This is a genomic window from Streptomyces sp. NPDC043876, from assembly GCF_056435825.1.
The window spans coordinates 307,790-328,220 of the sequence record NZ_JBWKDV010000001.1 but is presented as its reverse complement, the minus strand read 5'-3'; the positions used below and the strand labels follow the sequence as shown (position 1 = coordinate 328,220).

The following is a 20,431-nucleotide window of genomic DNA, read 5'->3' as shown; positions in this document are numbered from 1 at the left end:
ATGACCACCCGAATCCTCCCCGCGGTCAGCGACCCGGACGCCGCCCGCTCCATCATCACCCTGCTCAGCCAGCTCCCCGAGGCCGAGCCGGCCGCTCCCGTGCCCGACTCCACCTCGCTCCTGGACACCCTCGCCCGGCTGGCCGCCGAGTCGCTGGACGAGCTGCCCGAGGTGGTGCTCGTCCACGAACGGATCGGCCCCGTCCCCGCCCTGGAACTGATCCGCGAAGTGGCCCTGCGCTTCCCCGCGGTCGGCGTCATCCTGGTCAGCTCCGGCGCGGGCCCCGGCCTCTTCTCCGCCGCCATGGACTCCGGCGCGCGCGGACTGATCGGGCTGCCGCTGGCCTACGAGGAACTCGCCGCCCGGGTCCAGGCCGCCGCCCAGTGGTCCGTCGGCGTACGCCGCCACCTGGGCCGCGGACCGGACGTGCTGCCCGGCCCCGGCGGCCGGGTGGTCACGGTCACCGGAGCCAAGGGCGGGGTGGGCACCACCTTCACCGCCGTCCAGTTCGCGCTGGCCGCGGCCGCCTCCGGGCGGCGCACCGCGCTGGTCGACATGGACCTCCAGGCGGGTGACGTGGGCTCCTACCTGGACGTGCAGTTCCGGCGCTCGATCGCCGACCTCGCCGGGATCCAGGACATCTCGCCGCGGGTGCTCCAGGACGCGGTGTACGACGACCGCTCCGGCCTCGCCCTGCTGCTGGCCCCCGGCGAGGGCGAGCGCGGCGAGGAGGTCGACGAACGGGCCACGCGCCAGATCGTCGGCGCCCTGCGCGGCCGCTACGACCTCGTCGTCATCGACTGCGGCAGCCAGCTGACCGGAGCGAGCGCCACCGCGGTGGAGGGCGCGGACGTGGCGGTCCTGGTCACCACCCCGGACGTGGTCGCCGTACGCGGCGCCAAGCGGATGGTGCGGATGTGGGAACGGCTCCAGATCCGCAAGGCGGAGGAGACCTCCCTGGTCGTCAACCGCTGGACCCGGCACACCGAGATCCAGCCCCCGCTCATCCAGAAGATCACCAAGACCAGGCCCACCCGTACCCCGGTCCCCGCGGCCTTCAAGGAACTCCAGGCCGTCGTCGACGCGGGCCGCGTCCAGGACCTCGACAACCGCTCCACCGTCAAGCAGGCCCTGTGGACCCTGGCCGGGGAACTGGGCCTGCTGACCGCCGCCGACGCCGAGGAGCCCGCGGCCGCCCCCGGCGGCGCCCTCGCGGTGCGCGGGGGCGCCGGGGTGGCCCGGCTCCGCGGCGGCGACCGGGGCGCGCTGGGACCGTGGCGGCGCCGGGGCGGGGAGGGCTGAGGCGTGCGCGCCGGGGGGCGCGGGCCGGGCGGACGGTTCGAGCGGGGCGACCGGGGGCAGGTGGCCATCGAGTTCCTGGGGACGGTCCCGCTGATCCTGCTGCTGGTGGTCGCGGCGTGGGAGTGCGTGCTGATCGGCTACGCCTTCTCGCTCGCGGGCAACGCGGCGGACGAGGCGGCCCGCGCGGGCGCGGCCCGCGGCGACGGCGCGTGCGCGGCCGCGGCCGGCCGGCACATCGGCGGCGCCTGGGGGATGAAGGCCGACTGCGGGACCTCCGGCGACATCTACAAGGCGACCGTCACCCTCAAGCTCCCGGTGCTCATCCCGGGGCTGAACATCGACGTCCCCCTCGTCGGCGAGGGCGGCTCGGCCAGGGAGAGCGCGAGGTGAGGAGGGCGATGAAGGGGTACCGGATCAGGGGCCGCGCCGACCGGGGCCAAGTGGCCCTCGAATACATCGGGTTCGTGCCCATCGTGCTGTTCGTCGGGCTCTGCGGCATCCAGCTGGGCTGGATCGGCTACGTCCACGAGCAGGCCGACACCGCCGCCCGGACGGCCGCCCGCGTGGAGGCCCGTACCGGCGGGGGCGGCGAGGCGGCGGGCCGGGCGGCCATCAGCGGCGGCCTCGCCTCCCGGGCGGCGATCACGGTCTCCAAGAACGCCGACGCGGTGACGGTGACGGTGACGATCTCCGTGAACTCCATCGTGCCCGGGCTCGACGTCCCCGACGCCACCCGCACCGCGGTCATGCCCAACGACGACCCGAAGGTGACCGCACCATGAGCCTGCGATCCCGGGTCAACACCCCCGACGACAGCCGCGGTCCCCGCGAGGACGGCCGCCTGGTCTCCGCGTACCGCGCCAAACTGCTGGAGGAGATCGACCTCGCCGAGATGTCCGCGCTCGCGCCCGCCGAGCGCCGGGCGCGCCTGGAGCGCGTGCTCGGGCACATCATCAGCCGCGAGGGACCCGTCCTGTCCACCGTCGAGCGCGCCCAGCTGATCCGCCGGGTCGTCGACGAGGCCCTCGGACTCGGCGTGCTCGAACCGCTCCTCGAAGACCCCTCGATCTCGGAAATCATGGTCAACGGACCCGACCAGATCTTCGTGGAGCGCGGCGGCCGGGTCGAGCGGCTCCCGCTGCGCTTCGCCTCCCACGAGCAGCTGATGCAGACCATCGAGCGGATCGTCTCCACCGTCAACCGCCGTGTGGACGAGGCGAATCCGATGGTCGACGCCCGGCTGCCGAGCGGCGAGCGCGTCAACGTCATCATCCCGCCGCTCTCCCTGACCGGCGCCACGCTCACCATCCGCCGCTTTCCGCGCGCCTTCACCCTGCACGAGATGATCGGCCTCGGTTCGCTCGACGAGCAGATGCTGCTCCTGCTGTCGGGGCTGGTCCAGGCGAAGATGAACGTGATCGTCTCCGGGGCCACCGGCACCGGCAAGACCACGCTCCTCAACGCCCTCTCCGGGCTGATCCCCGAGGGCGAACGGATCATCACCATCGAGGACTCCGCCGAACTCCAGCTCCAGCAGCCGCACGTGATCCGCCTCGAATCGCGCCCGGCGAACGTCGAGGGCAAGGGCCGCATCACCATCCGCGACCTCGTCCGCAACTCCCTGCGCATGCGCCCCGACCGCATCATCGTCGGCGAGGTCCGCGGCGGCGAGACCCTCGACATGCTCCAGGCCATGTCCACCGGCCACGACGGCTCCCTCGCCACCGTCCACGCGAACAGCTCCGAGGACGCCCTGATGCGCCTCCAGACCCTCGCGTCCATGTCGGAGGTGGAGATCCCCTTCGAGGCGCTCCAAGACCAGATCAACAGCGCCGTCAACATCATCGTCCAGCTGACCCGCTTCGCCGACGGCTCCCGCCGGATCACCGAGATCTCCGTCCTCGACTCGCACGGCCGCGAACCCTTCCGGATCACCACGGTGTGCCGGTACGCCGCCCAGCCGCCGGGGCCGGACGGCCGCGTCCTCGGGTACTTCGAGTACCGCCCGCTGCCCCGCCGGGTCGCGGACCGGCTGTACATGAACAACCAGCCGGTGCCGCAGGCCTTCGGTGTGGCGGAGAGCGCCGGCGGCCCGGCGCCGTACGGGGCGCGTGCGTCCCACCCGTCCCAAGCACGCCCCGCTCCGCACGAGTTGACGTACCCGCACGATCCGCACGATCCGCTCGACCCCCGGACGATCCTGTGAACACTCTCGTGCTCCTGACCCTCGGAGCCACCCTGCTGGCCGGCCTGCTGGTCGTCCTCGGCGCGCACGCGTACGCCGCCGGACGCGCCCAGCGCGCGGCCCTCGTCGAACGGCTCTCGGCGAGCGGCGAACCCCCGCCCACCGGGCGCCGACGCCGCTTCCGCGCCGTCGACCGCAGGCTGCGCACGACCTCGCTCGGCCGCCGCATCGAGCGGAAGCTCGCCACGACCGGGCTCGACCTGACCCCCGGCGAGTTCTTCGTCGCCGTCCTGGCCGGCGTCGCGGGCGTCTGGCTGCTCTCCGCCGCCTTCCTCGCCCCCTTCTTCGGCCCCGTGGCCGGCCTGACCGGCCTCTGGGCGGCCAACGCCTTCCTGAACTGGCAGCGCGCCCGGCGCACCGAGCGCTTCATCAACCAACTCCCCGAACTGGCCCGGATCCTGGCCAACGCCACCCAGGCGGGCCTGGCCCTGCGCACCGCCATCGGCCTCGCCGCCGAAGAGCTGGAGGCGCCCGCGGGCGAGGAGCTCTCCCGGGTCGCGGACCGGCTGGCCGTCGGGCACTCCATCGAGGAGGCCCTGGGGGAGATCGCCGAACGGCTGCCCTCGCGCGAGCTGATCGTCCTGGTGTCCACGCTGGTGCTGTCCGCGCGGGCGGGCGGCGCCATCGTCGGCAGCCTGCGCAACCTGACGGTGACCCTGGAGCAGCGCAAGGAGACGCGGCGCGAGATCCGCACCCAGCTCTCGCAGGTCACGGTGACCGCCTACCTGGTGCCCGCGATCGGGCTGGCGTCGCTGCTGCTGGTGGACGCGATGATGCCGGGCGCGCTGGACCGCATGACCGGCGCGTTCATCGGGCAGAGCGCGGTGCTCGTCGCGCTCGGCCTCTTCGCCCTGGGCTTCGTCCTCATCCGCCGCCTGTCCAAGATCGACGTGTGAGGGCCGCCGGATGACTTCCCCCACGAGTGTCACGCTGTCCGCCGCGGTGGCGGCCACCGGGTGGATCGGGCCCGTACTGGCCCTGGTCGTCGGCCTGTGCGTCTTCGGCGCCTTCCACGGCCTGCGGCTCTACCGCGCCGACACCGCGCTCCCCACCGACCTGGCCCTCGCCCTGGAGGTCGGCGCCTCCCGCACCACCGCCGTCGGCTCCCTCGTCGACCGGCTGGGCATCCGCTGGGCGCCGCTGGTGCTGCGCCTGATGGGCCGGGAGCGGGTGGCCCGCAAGCGCCGCCAGATCGACATGGCGGGCAACCCGGCCGGCCTGACCATCGACCGCTACGCGGCGCGCCGCGCGGTGTACGGGGCCCTCGGCGCCCTCGGCGCCTTCGCGATGCTGATCAACGGCCAGCTGGTCGCCGCGCTGCTGATGGTCGCGTTCGGGCTTTTCTGGATCGAGGTCGGCCTGTGGTCGGCGATCCGGGTCCGGCGCGACCACATCGAACGGATCCTGCCCGACTTCCTCGACGTCCTCGCCGTCGTGGTCAGCGCCGGACTCGGCTTCCGGCAGGCGCTGGAACGCGTCGCGGACAAGTACGAGGGCCCGTGGGCCGACGAGGTGTGCATCACCCTCCAGCAGATGAACATGGGCGTCAGCCGCCGCCAGGCCTTCGACGAACTGCGCCGGCGCAACGACTCCGAACAGGTCGCGCAGTTCGTCACCGCGCTCCAGCAGGGCGAGGAACTCGGCTCGCCGATCGTCGACACGCTGATCGCGATCGCCGAGGACATGCGCCGAACCGATGCCCAGAACGCCCGCCGCCGGGCCGCCCGCGCGGTGCCCAAGGCGACCTTCGCCGTCACGATGTTCATGCTGCCCGGCACGCTGATCCTGCTGGTCTGCGGCTTCGTCTACGGGGCGAACGTCGACTTCGGCGCGATCCTGGGGGGCGGGTGAGGGCCATGGCCGCACTGTCGTTCACGGGGCCGCCGCCGCGGTCCGGCGCGGCGGGCGCGCGCGGGCGGTACGGGGCCGCCCGCGGGCCCGGGGGCGGCCCGCCCCCGCCCGTCCCGCTCCCCCTCCAGGTGAACGCGCTCCAGGCCCTGTGCCGCCAGGTCTTCGCCTTCCGGCTGGTGATGATCGCCCTCGGCGCCCCGCTCGCGCTCGCCCGCACCGCGCCCGGGCTGCCGCTGTGGCTGGTCTCGGGGGCGCTGCTGAGCGTGTTCATGTTCTCGTACGGCCTGTTCCGCGACTGGGAGCGCTTCGGTCCGTTGCTGCTGCGCCACCCCTGGCTGCTCGCGGTGGACATGACCGTCAGCGCGCTGCTGCTGATCACCGCCGGGCCCGAATCCCCGGTCGGCTTCGTCGCGGTGTGCACCCCGCTGCTCGCCGGGCTGGTGCACGGGTGGCGCGGCTCGGCCCTGTACGCGGCCTTCCAGGCGGTGGCCGTGGCCGCTCTGGCCCACCACCTGTCCGCCGCCTCGGCCCTGGCCACCCTGTGCCTGCTGGCGGGCGCGGCCGGATCCGGCCTGCGCGGCCTGCTGCTGCGCGTCGGCGAGGCGGGGCGCGCCCTGACCGAGACCCGGGCCCGGCTGGCGGTGGCGGAGGCGGTCCGCGACGAACGCGCCCGGCTGGCACGGGAGATGCACGACTCGGTGGCCAAGACCCTGCACGGCCTGGCCCTGGCGGCGGACGCCCTGGGCCGGACCACCGACCCGGAGGCGGTCCGCGGCCAGGCCGCCCTGATCGCCCACGCCGCCCGGCGCGCGGCGGCGGAATCCCGCGAGCTGCTGTGCGACCTGCGCGCGGCGGACACCGCGCCCGGAGTGCCGCTGGGCAGGGAACTGGCCGCCTGCGCGGCGGAGTTCGAGGCGGTGTCCGTGGCCGTGGCGCCGGACCTGCTGCCGGACTGCCCCGCGCGGGTACGCCGTCACCTGCTGGCCATCACCGCGGAGGCCCTGGAGAACAGCCGCCGGCACGCGGGGGCGACCCGGACCACGCTGACCGCGTCCGTCACCGGGGGCCTGCTCACGCTCGCGGTCAGGGACGACGGCCGCGGCCCCGCCGCGGACACGACCCCGGCGGTACTGCGCTCGGCCGGCCACTTCGGTCTGCTGGGCATGCGGGAACGCGCGGCGGCGATCGGCGCGGACCTCGTCATCGCCCGCGCCGCCCCGGCGGGCACGGAGGTCCGGGTGACGCTGGCGGTGCCGGGGGCCTGGGCGGGGGCGGGGGCCTGGCCGGTGGCGGGCGCGGGCGCGGGCGCGGCGTCGGCGTCGGCGTCGGGGGAGGACCCGGTATGACACGCCCCGCGACCCCCCTGCGGGTCCTGATCGCGGACGACAACGCGGTCGTCCGGGCGGGCCTGGCCGCGCTGCTGGCCACGCACGAGGACCTCCACGTGGTGGCGGAAGCGGCCGACGGCCGCGGCGCCCTGCACCTCACCCGCCTCCACCGCCCGGACGTGGTCCTGCTGGACGTCCGGATGCCGGGCGTGGACGGCATCTCCGCCCTTCCCCACCTGGTCCGGCTGGCGCCGGTGCTGATGCTGACGTACAGCCGGGAGTCCGACGTCATCCGCGAATCCCTCCTGCTGGGAGCGGCGGGCTACCTGGTCCACGGCGAATTCACCCCGGACCAGCTGACCTCGGCGGTCCGCGACGCCCACGGCGGCCGGGCGAACTTCACCTCGACCCCGTCGAGCATCCTGCTCGCGGACCTCCGGGGGTCTTCGCAACAGCAACGAACTATGGCACAGTCTTCGATACAGCCCCACAACCACAGCACGCACGGCCTGAGTTCGAGGGAGGTGGAGGTCATGGACCTGATCGCATCCGGGATGAGCAACCAGCAGATCGCCGCCACCTGCTTCATCAGCGAGAAGACCGTCAAGAACCACATCAACCGCATCTTCGCGAAGCTCCACAGCACCACCCGCAGCGAAGCCATAGCCCGCTGGCTGGGAACCGCCCGTCCAGGAGTGACCGGCCATGGGTAGACGCCGAGCGCATTGGGCCCGTAATTGGGCCCCGGGACCCTTGGGTTCCCCCACCCCCACGCCGTACGGTCCGCAAATCGACAGCGGCACCGGACCGGGAGGGAACGCCCATGCCGAACAGCATGCTGCTCAAAATGTGGATCGAGGCGAGGCTTCGGATGACGGACAGGAGCGAGGGGGACCGGGGACAGACGGCCTTCGAGTACCTGGGCATCATCCTGGTGGTCGTAGTGATCATCGGCGCGATCATCGGCACGGGTATTGGGCAGTTGATCACTGCGAAGATCGCAGGCTTGGTGGGAACGATCTCGGCTGGCAAGTGACGGGGCGTAGCGCCGCGCACGATCGAGGGCAGGCCTTCCCCATCTATATCGTGGTGGTGGTGGGTCTGCTCTTCGTTGCATTCGCCTTCTTCGTTATTGCGCAAGCGGCCGTCACTCGCAGCAACGCGCAAGGTGCGGCAGATGCGGCGGCGTTGGGTGCGGCTCGAGAGGCGAGGGACACGCTGTTGCCCGGCCTGGATCTGGCAAAGCTCAAGCCGGAGGATTGGCGGAACGTACTTGACGGCAACCTGCTCGATGCCGGGCGGGCCTGCGGTACCGCTCGGGACTTCGCCGCCCGGAACGATGCGACGGCGGCAACGTGTACTCACGGTGCGCTCCGATTCACTGTTGCGGTGCGAACGACCGGCACAGTGGGGCGTTCGGTTGTCCCTGGCACGGAGAGCGTCCATGGAACCGCCGAGGCTACGGCCCAGATCGAACCGCGTTGCCATCTAGGAACGTTGCCCGGCCAACCGAGCGGTGAGCCCCAGCCCCGACCTTCGAACGATGCTGCGGAGAAAGGGGGTCCGATCAAGATCGAATGCGACAGCGGTGCTGACATCACCTTCGACCCTCTGCATCCCGAGCAATGGAGCATGCTGGCCAGAGGTCTGTTCAGCGTGCGCCTAGTCGACTGACGGCGAACAAGAGACAAGGAAACGGCGTACATGAGCATGCGGCACATGGCAAAGGTCCGCGGGGGATCGGTCGTGGTGGTGGCCACGACCTTGGCCCTTGCACTGGCCGGGTGCGGGGGTGACGCCAAGGAGAAAGCGAAAGAGCCGCAGAAGTCACCCGTCAGCCAGCCGCAGGGTGGCGTCACGCAGGCGCCTCCCAGTAGTGGTGACCCGAAGCCCACTCAGGTCCTCGCGACTTCGAACGGCGAGGACGGCATGGTCATGACGATCAACTCGGCTACCAGGGATGCCGGTGGATTTCTGACCGTGAGCGGCCAGTTCAAGAATGGCGGCGCCGCGGACTATACGAAGACGCCGCTTTGGAGGGGCAACGAACTCACGCAAAGCGGCACATCGATCGCCGGCGTAACCGTCATCGACAAGGCTGGCAAGAAGCGGTACTACGTGCTTCGCGACACGGATGGCCGATGCCTCTGCACGACGGGAATCGTGATCATCCAACGCGGGGCGACCACGCCGTTCTTCGCCCAGTTCCCCGCACCCCCCGCCAACACCACGGAGGTCGACTTCAACCTCCCCACCTTCGCCACGGCCACCATCAAAATCTCCGGGTGACCCCATGACCACACGCGCACGCACACGCACAGGCCACCGCGCGGCCGCCGCCACCACCCTGACGGTGGTGATCATCGCCGGGGCGCACCTCCTCGGCGCGACGAGCGCCCACGCCGACGACAAGCCGAGCCCCCCGCCCGCGACCACCGCACCCCCCGGCACCGCGCCCAGCGGCACCACCCCGCCCAGCGGCACCACCCCGCCCGGCACCGCCCCACCCGGCTCCACCCCCACCGGCACCGTGCCCCCCGGCACAGAGGCGTCCAGTGCCGCGCCCGTGCCCATCGACTCCAACTCGCCCGGGCTCAAGATTCCGCAGGGCGGCACCCTCGCGCCCGCCAAAGTGCTCGACATCGCCGAGGTGGTGGAAGACCTCGGCGGGGAGCAGCGGCGTCAGGAGACCAACCAGAACGTCATGATGGCGCTCCAGTCGGAGGTGCTCTTCCCCGAGAACAGCGCCGTCTTCAACGCCCAGGCCGCGGCCCGCATCCTGGCCATCGCCAACGAGATCAACCAGCAGAAGGCCACCCGCGTCCGCGTCTTCGGCTTCACCGACGACCAGGGCAGCTACGAGCACGGCCAGGAGCTCTCCAAGCAGCGCGCCGACGCCGTGCACGCCGAGCTGGCCAAGACGGTCACCAACCCGGCCGTCGTCTTCGACATCCGCGGGTACAGCGAGGACTACCCGATCGCCGACAACGGCACCGAGGAAGGCCGGAAGAAGAACCGCCGCGTGGAGATCACCTTCCCCCGCGGCAGCGACAAGTAGCGGCCCGGGACCGGACCCGGACCCCGCCCCGGCTCCCGGCCCCGCCCGCCCCTACTGGTGCTGGTGCGCCCGCGTGATCAGGTCCGTGGCGACCTCCAGGGCGGCCAGCCGGGTCTCCTCCGGATCGGCCTCCACGTGCTGGAGGAACATCATCCCCGCGTGCAGGGTGAAGATCGCGCTGACGCAGCGCACCTGGTCCGGGAGCGGGGCGTCCTCCGTGCGCAGCAGTTCGACCATCGTCAGCATCCGCTTCTTGACGATCTCGCCGATGCTCAGCTCGCGCATCGTCGCCTGGTTCTCCTGCATGAAGCGGTACAGCTGCGCGCCCGAGCACATCGCCTCGCTGTAGCGGCGCAGCATCTCCTGCTTCGTCGCCAGGGTGCGGGGCTGCTCCCCGGCCCAGGCGATCAGCTCGTCGATCGGGCGCGTCGTGTCCTCGAAGATGCTGATCAGGATCTCTTCCTTGGTCTTGAAGTGGTAGTACAGCGCCGCCTTCGTGACCTCGAGCCGCTCCGCGATCTCCCGCAGCGACGTCTTCTCGTACCCCTGCTCGGCGAAGAGCTCCAGTGCGACGTCCTGGATGAGCTGGCGCGTGTTGCCACGGCGCGGCTGCGGACTGCTGCTGGACATGGGGCACGCTCCAATTACTTACTTGACGCCCGGCTAGTTACGGGTCTACTTTCCCCAGTGTAGTGAACTAGTCGGGCGGCAAGTAAGTGCCCGGGCACCATGGGGAGTGGGACGGACATGAGCAAGACATCGCAGGCAGAGCCCGGAGCGGAGGCGGCGGTGACCCCGGACGGGCCCAAGCCGCGCAGTGTGCGCGTCGTACTGCTCGCGCTGATGATCGCCATGCTGTTGGCGATGCTGGACAACATGATCATCGGTACGGCCATGCCGACCATCGTCGGCGAGCTGGGCGGGCTGGAGCACCTCTCCTGGGTGGTCACGGCCTACACCCTCGCCACCGCCGCCTCGACCCCGATCTGGGGCAAGATCGGCGACATGTACGGACGCAAGGGCTCGTTCCTCACGTCCATCGTGATCTTCCTGATCGGCTCCGTGCTCAGCGGCATGGCTCAGAACATGGGCGAGCTGATCGGCTTCCGCGCGATCCAGGGCCTCGGCGCCGGCGGTCTGATGGTCGGCGTCATGGCCATCATCGGTGACCTCATCCCGCCCCGCGAGCGCGGCAAGTACCAGGGCATGATGGCCGGCGTGATGGCCCTGGCCATGATCGGCGGTCCGCTGATCGGCGGCACCATCACCGACCACTGGGGCTGGCGCTGGTCCTTCTACATCAACCTGCCGCTGGGCGTGATCGCCCTCGCGATGGTCACCGCCGTCCTGCACCTGCCCAAGAAGAAGACGCAGGGCAAGATCGACTACCTGGGCGCGGCGCTGCTCACCCTCGCGATCACCTCCACCGTGCTGGTCACCACCTGGGGCGGCACCGAGTACGGCTGGGGCTCCGCCGAGATCATCGGCCTGATCGCCGTCGGCGTCGTCTCCATCGCCGCCTTCCTCTACGTCGAGACCCGCGCCGCCGAGCCGGTCATGCCGCTGCACATCTTCCGCAACCGCAACTTCACCCTCATGTCGGTGATCGGCTTCCTGACCGGCTTCGCGATGTTCGGCGGCGTGCTCTACCTGCCGCTCTTCCAGCAGTCCGTGCAGGGCGCCTCGGCCACCAACTCGGGCCTGCTGCTGCTGCCCATGCTGCTGTCCATGATGGTCGTCTCGCTCATCGCGGGCCGCATCACCACCAGCAGCGGCAAGTACAAGATGTTCCCGATCGCGGGCGGCGCCCTGATGGTCGTCGGGCTGTTCCTGCTCTCGCAGATGGACACCGGCACCAGCCGCCTGGTCTCCGGCGTCTACATGGCGGTCCTCGGCGCCGGCCTCGGCTTCCTGATGCAGATCACCATGCTCGTCGCGCAGAACAGCGTCGAGATGAAGGACATGGGCGTCGCGTCCTCCTCGGCGACCCTCTTCCGGACGCTCGGCGGCTCCTTCGGCGTGGCCCTGATGGGCTCGCTCTTCACCAGCCAGGTCACGCAGACCATGACCGACCGGCTCGGCCCCGCCGCCGCCGCGAAGTCCGGTTCCGCGCAGCTCGACGCGGCGCACCTGGCGCAGCTCCAGCCGGTGGTCCGCGAGGCGTACCAGCACGCGGTGGCCGCCGGTACGCACTCCGCGTTCCTGCTCGGCGCGGCCATCGCGCTGATCGGCTTCGTCGCGGCCTGGTTCGTCAAGGAGGTGCCGCTGCGCGGCGCCGGCCCCGCGACGGGCGGCTCCAAGGACGGCGACGCGGACCAGGGCGCCGCGGCCGCGGCCGCGCAGGCCTCCCTGGCCCACTGACACCCGCAGCACGGCAGAAGGCCCGGCTCCGCGGAGGGAAACCTCCGCGGGGCCGGGCCTTTCGCCGTGCCCCCGCGGCCCGTCCCTGACACGCCGTCGGGTGGCGAACGGGTGAGGGTCGGCCCCCGCCCGGCGCCCCCGGTGTTCCCTGGTCGCGCGGGTAGGCGCACACCGGTGGACCGTGCGCACGCGGACCGTCCGTACGCCCACCCGCAGCCGTGTCACAGCCGTGCCGCGGCCGTGCCCGTGTCCGTACCCGCGCCCGTGTCCGTACGCCGACCAGGAGGCCCCCCGTGACCATCGCCCCCGAGCAGCTGACCGACCCAACCGTCCGCGCCTTCGTCACCGCCGTGAACGCGGGTGACAAGGAGGCGGTCCTCGCGCTCCTCACCCCCGACGCGACCATGTCCGACGACGACGCGGAGCGCGACCTGCGGCAGTGGACCGACAAGGAGATCTTCGACTCGAACGGCCACATGGACGTCGAGTCCGAGTCCGCCAACGGACACAACATCGTCGTCGACTACCGCAACTCCACCTGGGGCGAGATGCGGACCTCCTGGCGGTTCGAGATCACGCCCGAGGGCCGGATCCGCCGCTTCGAGACCCGTCAGGCCTGAGCCGCGGCCCGGGCCGCCTCCAGCACCGCCGCCGTCAGCGGCCCGTTCTCCGCGCCCAGGCCGCCCGGGAAGCCGAAACGGCGGCGCGTGTACCCGTACGCCACCCCGGTCACCGGATCGGCGAAGCCCAGCCCGCCCGAGGCCCCGCAGTGGCCGAAGGCCTGCGGCCCCACCTGCGGCTGCCGCTCGAAGCCCAGACCGAAGTGGTCCTTCTCCGCGGTCACCCGGTCCTCGCCCGGGGTGTGCAGCCGCGCGAACTCCGCCGCGGTCTCCGGCGTCAGCAGCGCGGGCCGCCCGGCCTGCTCGCCGATCGCCGCCGCGTACATCCCCGCGACGCCGCGCGCCGAGCCGACGCCGCCCGCCGACGCGGGTCCCCGCGACTTCACCGCGGGGTGGTTCGCGTAGGCCACCAGGTCCATCGGCGGCTTGACGTGCCAGTTGAACGCGGTCTCCATCAGCTCCGGCGGCAGCGGGCTGCCCGCCAGCGCCGCGATCCCCTCGGCCGTCGGCACCTGCCGCAGCACCGGCTTCCAGCGCGGCTCCAGCTCCGCCGGGAAGCCGATGTAGAGGTCCAGCCCGTAGGGCGCGCGGATCCGCTCCTCGTAGATCTGCGCCAGCGTCCTGCCGGTCGCCCGGCGCACGACCTCACCGGTCAGCGCGCCGATCACGAAGGCGTGGTAGCCGTACGCCGTTCCCGGCTCCCAGTACGGCTCCTGCGCCGCGAGCCGGGCCGCGATCAGCGCGTCGTCGGCGACCTCGTCCAGGGTGAAGCCCTCCGGCGTGTTGATCAGACCGGCCTGGTGCGAGACCAGCTGGCGCAGCGTGAGGCGCTCCTTGCCGTATCCGGTGAACTCCGGCCAGTACCCCGACACCGGCCGCTCCAGGTCCAGTACGCCGTCCTGCACGAGCAGGGCCACCACCAGGTGCGCCGCGCCCTTGGTGATCGAGTAGACGCCGGTCAGGGTGTCCGCCCCGGTGTCCTCGCCCGCCCACAGGTCCACCACGCGGCGGCCCCGGTGGTGCACCGCCAGCTGCGCCTCGGGGGAGACGGCGGTACCCGTCGTGAAGGCCGCGAACGCCTCCCGCACCCGCTCCCAGCCCGCCGCCACCGTTCCGTGCACCTCTACCGCCATGCCGTCCCCCTGTGTGGTCCGCGGGCCGTGGCCCGTGGTGCGTCGGTCCGCCGGTTCGCCCGCCGGTCCTTCAGCAGCGCAACGGGGTCCGGTGGGGTCATATTCCTGGCGCGCCGCGATGCGTCACCTCGGCGCGCTCCCGTACGGGTGAACGCGCGCCCGGCGTCGTTCCGGCGCGGCGCGGGGGCCCGTTGGGCAGCGCATGAAGCGCACCCGTATCGCCGCTCTCGCCCTGGCCACCGCCGCCGCGGCCCTCGCGCCCGTCCTCGTGGAGGCCTCCGCGGCCGAGGGCACGTCCTTCCTCCAGGACCCGGCCGGCGGCGAAAAGACGATGAAGACCCGGTGGACCAAGGACGAGATGCACAAGCTGGAGGCGCAGTTCCGCTTCCACCCCGGGATCCAGTACAAGACGACGGCCGCCCCCGGGCCCGCCGGCGCTCCGGAGTGGGAGACGAAGAAGGCCGACCCCAAGACGCTGGCCTGGCAGCCGAAGTTCGAGTTCGCCTGGGCGGTGTCGGACTCCACGCTGGTGAAGAAGGCGGTCACCACCAAGAACGGCAAGCACCCCATCACCCTGTACGCGGTGGTGCGCCGGGCCGACGGCACCACGGCGGCGCAGGTGACGAGCGACTCCAAGAGCCGCCCGGCCACCGGCCGCGCCACGGTCGAGGGGAACCAGCGCATCGCCTGTGACACGGGCGAGTACACGGTCGAGTGGAAGGCCACCCGCTCCGGCTACGGCACCCTCGGCGGCAGCCTGCGCTGGGACTCCAGCTGCGAGCAGTACCGCACGGCCTTCGCCGGCAACAACGGGCGGCACTAGCCGGTCGTCGTCGCCCTCAGCGCTGCTTCGAGGACTCGCGGGCCTTTTGCGCGATGGCCTCCAGGACGCCCTTCGGGTCGCCGGACGGGTCCACGGCGTGGCCGATGTTGCGCTTGATGGTGTCGCTGACCGTCACCCAGGAGGGGTCGTTGACCGGGTAGAGCTGCGCACCGCGCAGGGCGGTCAGGAACTGCTCGTCGCCCTTGTCGAGGCCGCCGCCGGCCGGGGTGCGGGAGGCGGAGATGGTGGACGGCAGCAGGTGGTAGCGGTTCGCGAAGTCGCTCAGGTTCTTGTCCTGGTAGACGAAGTCCAGGAACCGGCCGATCTGCTCGCGGTGGCCGTTCTGCTTGAAGGCCATCATCCAGTCGGCGACACCGACCGCCGGCGGCGTCTCGCCGTTGCCCAGGGTGTCGTTGACGGGCATCGTCACCGTGCCGACGCTCATGCCCTTGGCCCGCGCCTCGTGCAGCAGCGACGGGTAGCCGTTGAGCATGCCGACCTCGCCGCGCACGAACGCGTCGAAGGCGTCCTGCCGGTTGAGCTGGGCGGGCGGCACCGGGCCGAGCAGGCCCGGGGTGACCAGGTTGTCCTTGATCCAGCGGAAGGTCTGGACGTTCTGGTCGGAGGCGAGGCTGTAGTTGCCGCTGCTGTCGGCGTAGCCGCCGCCGTTGCTCAGCTCCCAGATCATCGCCTCCGCGTGGGCCTCCTCGGGGCCCAGCGGCAGCGCGTACGGGAACTTGACGCCCTTGTCCTTGAGCGCCTTGGCCGCGCTCTTGAGGTCCGACCAGGTCCGCGGGGCGCCGACACCCGCCTTGGTGAACAGGCTCTGGTTGTAGAAGAGCAGGCGGCTGCTCGCCACGAAGGGCAGCCCGTAGAGCGTGTTGCCGACCGAACCCGCCTCGGCCAGCGGAGCCAGGAAGTTCGCCTCCGCGTTCACCGACAGCAGTTCCTCGGCCGAGTAGAGCTTGCCGTCGGCCGCGAAGTCGGAGTAGGCGCCCATGAGTGCCATGTCGGGCGCCTTGTCCGCCTTCACCATTTTGCTGACCTCGCGGTCGATGTCGGCCCACGGCAGCAGGGTGACCTCGACCTTGACGCCGGGGTTCTGGGCGGCGAAATCGCCGGACATCTTGTCCCAGAAGGCCTTGGAGCCGGTACCCGGGGCGTCCCCGTATTCGGCGGCGACCAGCCGCAGCGTCGTACCGTCGGCACCCGCACCGGAACCGCATCCGGCCAGCGGCACGAGCAGACCGAGCACGGCCGCACCGGCGGCCGTTGCGCACATTCTTCGTCGCACGAGACAATTCCCCGAGTTTCTTTTGTAGCCCGACGTTACTTATGGGTTGCTCCGGTCGGGGTGTTCCCGCGCGGCCCGTTGGCCGGAATTCTCTCCTGGGGAAGGGGGATTGATTCCGTTGGGGCGGCACTTGTGGGCAATGCTCCAAGCAATGCTTTTCGGACTGGTGTTTTCCCATATGTGATCGGCAATTCCGACGCGCGTAGACGTGCGAAAAGCCCGTTTCCGGTGGGGAAACGGGCTCGGGCCCGGAGCGGAGCGCGGCGGCGCGAAACGGCCGAACGGCCGGCCGTCAGTCGGCGAAGTCGCCCGCGTACGGGTCCGGCTCGCCCGTCTCGGGGTTGCGGCCCTCCTGCCAGCGCCGCTGCGCCTTGCGCCAGTGCACGAAGCCGAGCTGCTCGCCGTCCCAGAAGGTGATCCCGACGGGGCTCATGTCGAACTCGTCCGAGCACATCCGCAGCAGGAACTCCGCCATGCCGTACGGGTACACCGCGAAGACGTCGGCGGTGTGCCGCCCGCAGACCAGCACCGGCCAGCGGTCCGGATCGGGGTCGGTGGTCAGCCAGCACAGGATGTCGGCGCCGCCCACCACGCCCCACGCCAGGATCGCTTCCGGGTCGACGTCGAAGGCGGCCCGGCCGCCCTCCGCCGCCCACAGCGCGCGGGCGTTCGCGGTCTCCTCGGCCATCTCGGCCGGGTCCCACTGCGGTCCGGACGCGGGCAGGGGCAGCAGGACCGTCGCCTCGCCGTTGATGGTGCCCGCGCCGAACCGGCCCATGAACGCGACGTAGTCGGCGGGGAAGCGCGTGCCCCAGACCGCCTCGGCGGCCTGCCAGTCGATGTCCTCGTCAGCGCCGTGTGTCGCGGACATGATCTGTTCCAACGCCTTGACCTGCGCGTTCTCTGCCACAGCCGCTCCCCGACGATCCCGCACCCCGCCTGATGCCCAACCGTCCCAACCTACCGTGCGCCGGGGGCCGGTCCCAGTGCCGCGGTCACCCCGTCCCCGCCCCCGCTCACCGTCACCGTCACGCCCGGCCGCAGCCCCCAGCCCGCCATCGCCCCCGCCGCCGCCTCCAGCACGTGCCGCGAGCGCGCCCGCGGCAGCCCGAGCCGGCCCGGGACCATCGTGCGCACCGCCAGCACCCGCAGCCGCCGGTCCAGGTAGGCCACGTCGATGGCGAACCGCATCCCGAAGGTGTGCACGCTCCCGGCCGGGGTCAGCAGCAGCGCCTCGGCCGCCGAAACCCCGGACGCCGTGGCCCCCGCAACCCCGCCCGAGGCGTCCCCCGCCCCCGCGCCCCCCGCCCCGATCCCGTCCCGCCCCAGCAGCCCCCGGGTCCGCGCGCGGTACGAGGCCGCGATCTCCAGGGCCACCTCGCCGCCCCCCGGGAGGCCCAGCGTGCCCGGTCCGTCCTGCCAGCGCCGTGCCATCCGCGTCCCTCGCTCCCGGCCGGCGGGGGTGCCGGCCCGGGGACCAGTCTCCGCCGGGGGCGGGCGGCCCGGCCATGGGTCCCCGGGCCCATGACCCCCGCCGCACGGGGGCCTACGGTCGGCGGGATGGGCGTGGTCGTGATCATCCTTGCCGCCGGGTACGGCGTGGCCGCCGGGCTGCTCCTGCCGCGGGCCGCCTACCGGCTCGGGGTCGAGCCGGGGGAGCCGTGGCGGGCGAGCTGCCCCCGGGGGCACCCGCTGGGCCGCGGGCCGCGCGGCTGGCTGGGCCCCGCACGGTGCTCCGGCCGCCCCTACGGACCGCGCGCCACCCGTACGGCCGTACTCACCGCCCTGGTCTGCGCGGCGCTGGCGGCGGCCGCCGGGGTCCGGCCCGAGACCGCGGTCTTCGTCGCGCTGGCGCCCGTACCGGTGCTGCTCGCCCTGGTGGACCTGGCCGTGCACCGGCTGCCCGACGTGCTGACCCTGCCGCTGGCCGCCGCGGTGGCCGCCCTGCTCGGGCTGGCGGCCCTCGCCCCCGGGGCCGCCGGGTCCTGGCGGCTCGCGCTGCTGGGCGGGGGCGCGCTCGGGGCGGCGTACCTGGTCCTCTTCGCGGTCAACCCGGCCGGGCTCGGCTTCGGGGACGTCAAGCTCGCGCTCCCCCTCGGGGTCGCTCTTGGGTGGTACGGGTGGGGGGTATGGATGGCGGGTGCGTTCCTGGGCTTCCTCTACGGCGCCCTGTACGGCCTCGCCCTGCTCCTGCGGGGCCGCGCCCGAGGCCGCGACCCCTTTCCCTTCGGCCCCTTCATGGCGGCCGGCGCGCTCACCGGAATGTTCCTCGGCGGTCCCGGAGCGTAGTCGTGGCGCGGCAATGCACGCATCAGGCTTTACGAAGGGTTATGGTGGAACCCCCCCCTCGGGCCGGTCCGTATCCCCCCCACGGACCGGCCCGTTTTTCGTCTCCGGCCCCCCGCCCCCGGCGGGACGGGGAACCGCAGGTCATCCCCGCTGGGCCCAGATGTTGGCCCCGGGCGTCGAGACCGCGAAGGAATCGATCTCCTTCAGCTCCTGCTCCGAGAGCGGAGCGCCCGCCAGCGCGGCCACGTTCTCCTCCAGCTGCCGCACGCTGGAGGCGCCGATCAGCGCCGAGGTCATCCGCTCGTCGCGCAGCACCCAGTTCAGTGCCAGCTGCGACAGCGACTGCCCGCGCCGGGCCGCGATGCCGTTCAGCCCGTTCAGGCGCCGGACCACGTCCTCGGAGAGCAGGTCCGGGCTCAGGGACTTGCCCTGGGTGGCCCGTGAGCCCTCCGGGATGCCGTTGAGGTACTTGCCGGTCAGCAGGCCCTGGGCGAGCGGCGCGAAGGAGATGCAGCCCATCCCCGCGTCCTCCAGGGCGTCCAGCAGGCCGTCCTCCTCTGTCCAGCGGTTGATCATGGAGTACGAGGGCTGGTGGATCAGCGGGCGCACGCCCAGCTCGCGCAGGATCCGCACCGCCTCCGCCGTCTGCTCCGCCGTGTAGGAGGAGACGCCGACGTACAGCGCCTTGCCCTGCTGCACCGCGGACGCCAGCGCGCCCATGGTCTCCTCCAGCGGGGTGTGCGGGTCGAAGCGGTGCGAGTAGAAGATGTCGACGTAGTCCACGCCCATCCGCTTCAGGGACGCGTCGAGGGAGCCGAGCAGGTACTTGCGGCTGCCCCATTCGCCGTAGGGGCCGGCGTGCATGAGGTAGCCGGCCTTGGTGGAGAGCACCAGTTCCTCGCGGTGGGGCGCGAAGTCCTGGGCGAAGAGCTTGCCGAAGTTCAGCTCGGCGGAGCCCGGCGGAGGGCCGTAGTTGTTGGCCAGGTCGAAGTGGGTCACGCCCAGGTCGAAGGCCCGGCGCAGGATCGAGCGCTGGGACGCCAGGGACGTGTCGTCGCCGAAGTTGTGCCAGAGTCCGAGCGAGATCGCGGGGAGCTTCAGGCCGCTGCGGCCCGAGCGCCGGTACTCCATGGAGTCGTAGCGCGAGGGCTCTGCCCGATAGGGATTGGTATCAGTCACGATGTCCTCCCTATCACGGACTTGTGACGGACCGAGTTGGGTGAGCCCCGCGCGGGCGCAGTAATGTTGCGGCCCTGAGGGGGACCGCAATTCGCACGGGGGCATTGCACGGAGGGGCTGGAAGATCGTGAATCTGCGCGACCTGGTGTACAGGCTCTACGCACGCCGGGTGGAAGGCCGCATCGACCATGACGCGGCGCCCAAGCACATCGGCGTCATCCTGGACGGCAACCGGCGCTGGGCCAAGGCCTCCGGCGGCACCACGGAACAGGGCCACCAGGCCGGAGCCGAGAAGATCTCCGAGCTGCTCGGCTGGTGCGACGAGTCGGACGTCGAGGTCGTCACGCTGTGGATGCTCTCCACCGACAACCTCGACCGGCCCGAGAACGAACTCGGCCCGCTGCTGACGATCATCGAGAACACCGTGCGGGGCCTCGCCGCCGACGGGCGCTGGCGGGTGCACCACGTCGGCAACATGGACCTGCTGCCCGCCCGCACCCAGTCCGTGCTCAAGGAGGCCGAGCAGGCCACCCTCGACCGCGGCGGAATACTGGTCAACGTCGCGGTGGGCTACGGCGGCCGCCAGGAGATCGCGGACGCGGTGCGCTCGCTGCTCCTGGAGCACGCCTCGAAGGGCACCTCCTTCGAGGAGCTCGCCGAGATCCTCGACATCGACCACATCGCCGAGCACCTCTACACGCGCGGCCAGCCCGACCCGGACCTCGTGATCCGCACCAGCGGCGAACAGCGGCTGTCCGGATTCATGCTCTGGCAGAGCGCCCACTCCGAGTACTACTTCTGCGAAGTGTTCTGGCCGGCCTTCCGGAAGGTGGACTTCCTGCGGGCCCTGCGCGACTACGCGGCACGTCACCGGCGCTACGGGACCTGACCCCCCCCGCTCCTGTCGGCCCCTCGCCGCCCCGACCCGCACCCGGGCCCCGGACTCCT

23 protein-coding genes are annotated in these 20,431 nt (G+C 72.0%); 17 read left to right on the top strand and 6 right to left on the bottom strand.

Annotation, left to right across the window (positions count from 1 at the left end; all coding sequences use genetic code 11):
- The 12 genes from AC0693_RS01655 (at position 1) to AC0693_RS01600 (ending at position 9,784) form a co-directional block, all read left to right on the top strand.
- Positions 1–1,302 carry an AAA family ATPase gene (locus AC0693_RS01655; RefSeq protein WP_469336002.1) on the top strand — a complete coding sequence of 434 codons (1,302 nt, stop codon included), beginning with the start codon at positions 1–3 and terminating at the stop codon, positions 1,300–1,302.
- Between the two features lie 3 nt (positions 1,303–1,305).
- Positions 1,306–1,692 (top strand): TadE/TadG family type IV pilus assembly protein, encoded by a 387-nt coding sequence (locus tag AC0693_RS01650; RefSeq protein ID WP_478800725.1) that lies wholly within the window; start codon positions 1,306–1,308, stop codon positions 1,690–1,692.
- Positions 1,693–1,700: 8 nt separating this feature from the next.
- A complete protein-coding gene (locus AC0693_RS01645) occupies positions 1,701–2,084 on the top strand; it encodes a TadE/TadG family type IV pilus assembly protein (protein ID WP_478741128.1) in 384 nt (127 codons plus the stop codon).
- Complete coding sequence (locus AC0693_RS01640; RefSeq protein ID WP_478800724.1) at positions 2,081–3,508, top strand: CpaF family protein; 1,428 nt, start codon at positions 2,081–2,083, stop codon at positions 3,506–3,508. The genes AC0693_RS01645 and AC0693_RS01640 overlap by 4 nt, the downstream gene beginning before the upstream one ends.
- On the top strand, positions 3,505–4,443 hold the full coding sequence (locus tag AC0693_RS01635; protein WP_356404319.1) for a type II secretion system F family protein: 939 nt from the start codon (positions 3,505–3,507) through the stop codon (positions 4,441–4,443). Before AC0693_RS01640 ends, AC0693_RS01635 begins: the two co-directional genes overlap by 4 nt.
- 64 nt (positions 4,444–4,507) lie before the next feature.
- A complete protein-coding gene (locus tag AC0693_RS01630) occupies positions 4,508–5,398 on the top strand; it encodes a DUF5936 domain-containing protein (RefSeq protein ID WP_478800985.1) in 891 nt (296 codons plus the stop codon).
- A gap of 5 nt (positions 5,399–5,403) precedes the next feature.
- The gene (locus AC0693_RS01625; RefSeq protein WP_478800723.1) at positions 5,404–6,744 is read left to right on the top strand and encodes a sensor histidine kinase; all 1,341 of its coding nucleotides are present in this window, start codon (positions 5,404–5,406) and stop codon (positions 6,742–6,744) included.
- The gene (locus AC0693_RS01620) at positions 6,741–7,439 is read left to right on the top strand and encodes a response regulator (protein ID WP_478800722.1); all 699 of its coding nucleotides are present in this window, start codon (positions 6,741–6,743) and stop codon (positions 7,437–7,439) included. The genes AC0693_RS01625 and AC0693_RS01620 overlap by 4 nt, the downstream gene beginning before the upstream one ends.
- 122 nt (positions 7,440–7,561) lie before the next feature.
- Positions 7,562–7,762, top strand: coding sequence for a hypothetical protein (locus tag AC0693_RS01615; protein ID WP_478800984.1), 201 nt, complete (start codon positions 7,562–7,564; stop codon positions 7,760–7,762).
- The gene (locus tag AC0693_RS01610) at positions 7,759–8,400 is read left to right on the top strand and encodes a pilus assembly protein TadG-related protein (RefSeq protein ID WP_478800721.1); all 642 of its coding nucleotides are present in this window, start codon (positions 7,759–7,761) and stop codon (positions 8,398–8,400) included. Before AC0693_RS01615 ends, AC0693_RS01610 begins: the two co-directional genes overlap by 4 nt.
- A gap of 30 nt (positions 8,401–8,430) precedes the next feature.
- A complete protein-coding gene (locus AC0693_RS01605) occupies positions 8,431–9,015 on the top strand; it encodes a hypothetical protein (RefSeq protein ID WP_478800720.1) in 585 nt (194 codons plus the stop codon).
- Between the two features lie 4 nt (positions 9,016–9,019).
- On the top strand, positions 9,020–9,784 hold the full coding sequence (locus AC0693_RS01600; protein ID WP_478800719.1) for an OmpA family protein: 765 nt from the start codon (positions 9,020–9,022) through the stop codon (positions 9,782–9,784).
- Between the two features lie 51 nt (positions 9,785–9,835).
- Here the strand turns inward: AC0693_RS01600 and AC0693_RS01595 are convergent, their stop codons facing one another.
- Positions 9,836–10,414 carry a TetR/AcrR family transcriptional regulator gene (locus tag AC0693_RS01595; RefSeq protein ID WP_356404330.1) on the bottom strand — a complete coding sequence of 193 codons (579 nt, stop codon included), beginning with the start codon at positions 10,412–10,414 and terminating at the stop codon, positions 9,836–9,838.
- 117 nt (positions 10,415–10,531) lie between these two features.
- On the opposite strand from AC0693_RS01595, the gene AC0693_RS01590 reads away from it, so the two are divergent.
- Together AC0693_RS01590 and AC0693_RS01585 are read left to right on the top strand one after the other, a co-directional pair.
- Positions 10,532–12,145 carry an MDR family MFS transporter gene (locus AC0693_RS01590; protein ID WP_356404332.1) on the top strand — a complete coding sequence of 538 codons (1,614 nt, stop codon included), beginning with the start codon at positions 10,532–10,534 and terminating at the stop codon, positions 12,143–12,145.
- A gap of 293 nt (positions 12,146–12,438) precedes the next feature.
- On the top strand, positions 12,439–12,765 hold the full coding sequence (locus AC0693_RS01585) for a nuclear transport factor 2 family protein (RefSeq protein ID WP_356404334.1): 327 nt from the start codon (positions 12,439–12,441) through the stop codon (positions 12,763–12,765).
- Here the strand turns inward: AC0693_RS01585 and AC0693_RS01580 are convergent.
- The gene (locus AC0693_RS01580; protein ID WP_478800718.1) at positions 12,756–13,898 is read right to left on the bottom strand and encodes a serine hydrolase domain-containing protein; all 1,143 of its coding nucleotides are present in this window, start codon (positions 13,896–13,898) and stop codon (positions 12,756–12,758) included. The two genes, AC0693_RS01585 and AC0693_RS01580, sit on opposite strands and share 10 nt — an antisense overlap.
- A gap of 202 nt (positions 13,899–14,100) precedes the next feature.
- Between AC0693_RS01580 and AC0693_RS01575 the strand changes: the two genes are divergently transcribed.
- Positions 14,101–14,721 (top strand): hypothetical protein, encoded by a 621-nt coding sequence (locus AC0693_RS01575; RefSeq protein WP_356404338.1) that lies wholly within the window; start codon positions 14,101–14,103, stop codon positions 14,719–14,721.
- 16 nt (positions 14,722–14,737) lie between these two features.
- Here the strand turns inward: AC0693_RS01575 and AC0693_RS01570 are convergent, their stop codons facing one another.
- From AC0693_RS01570 to AC0693_RS01560, 3 genes are all read right to left on the bottom strand, one after another.
- Positions 14,738–16,015: an extracellular solute-binding protein gene (locus AC0693_RS01570; protein WP_478800717.1), complete on the bottom strand. Its 1,278-nt coding sequence runs from the start codon at positions 16,013–16,015 to the stop codon at positions 14,738–14,740.
- 292 nt (positions 16,016–16,307) lie between these two features.
- Complete coding sequence (locus tag AC0693_RS01565; RefSeq protein WP_469317685.1) at positions 16,308–16,925, bottom strand: SMI1/KNR4 family protein; 618 nt, start codon at positions 16,923–16,925, stop codon at positions 16,308–16,310.
- Positions 16,926–16,975: 50 nt separating this feature from the next.
- Positions 16,976–17,449, bottom strand: coding sequence for a DUF192 domain-containing protein (locus AC0693_RS01560; protein WP_478800716.1), 474 nt, complete (start codon positions 17,447–17,449; stop codon positions 16,976–16,978).
- A 126-nt stretch (positions 17,450–17,575) separates the two neighbouring features.
- Between AC0693_RS01560 and AC0693_RS01555 the strand changes: the two genes are divergently transcribed.
- Positions 17,576–18,304, top strand: coding sequence for a prepilin peptidase (locus tag AC0693_RS01555; protein WP_478800715.1), 729 nt, complete (start codon positions 17,576–17,578; stop codon positions 18,302–18,304).
- Positions 18,305–18,445: 141 nt separating this feature from the next.
- Here AC0693_RS01555 and mgrA read toward each other — a convergent pair whose 3' ends face one another.
- Positions 18,446–19,483, bottom strand: a complete 1,038-nt coding sequence (mgrA, locus tag AC0693_RS01550) for an L-glyceraldehyde 3-phosphate reductase (protein ID WP_469317688.1) — start codon at positions 19,481–19,483, stop codon at positions 18,446–18,448.
- A gap of 127 nt (positions 19,484–19,610) precedes the next feature.
- Between mgrA and AC0693_RS01545 the strand changes: the two genes are divergently transcribed.
- Positions 19,611–20,372 (top strand): isoprenyl transferase, encoded by a 762-nt coding sequence (locus tag AC0693_RS01545; protein WP_356404349.1) that lies wholly within the window; start codon positions 19,611–19,613, stop codon positions 20,370–20,372.
- Positions 20,373–20,431: the final 59 nt, after the last annotated feature.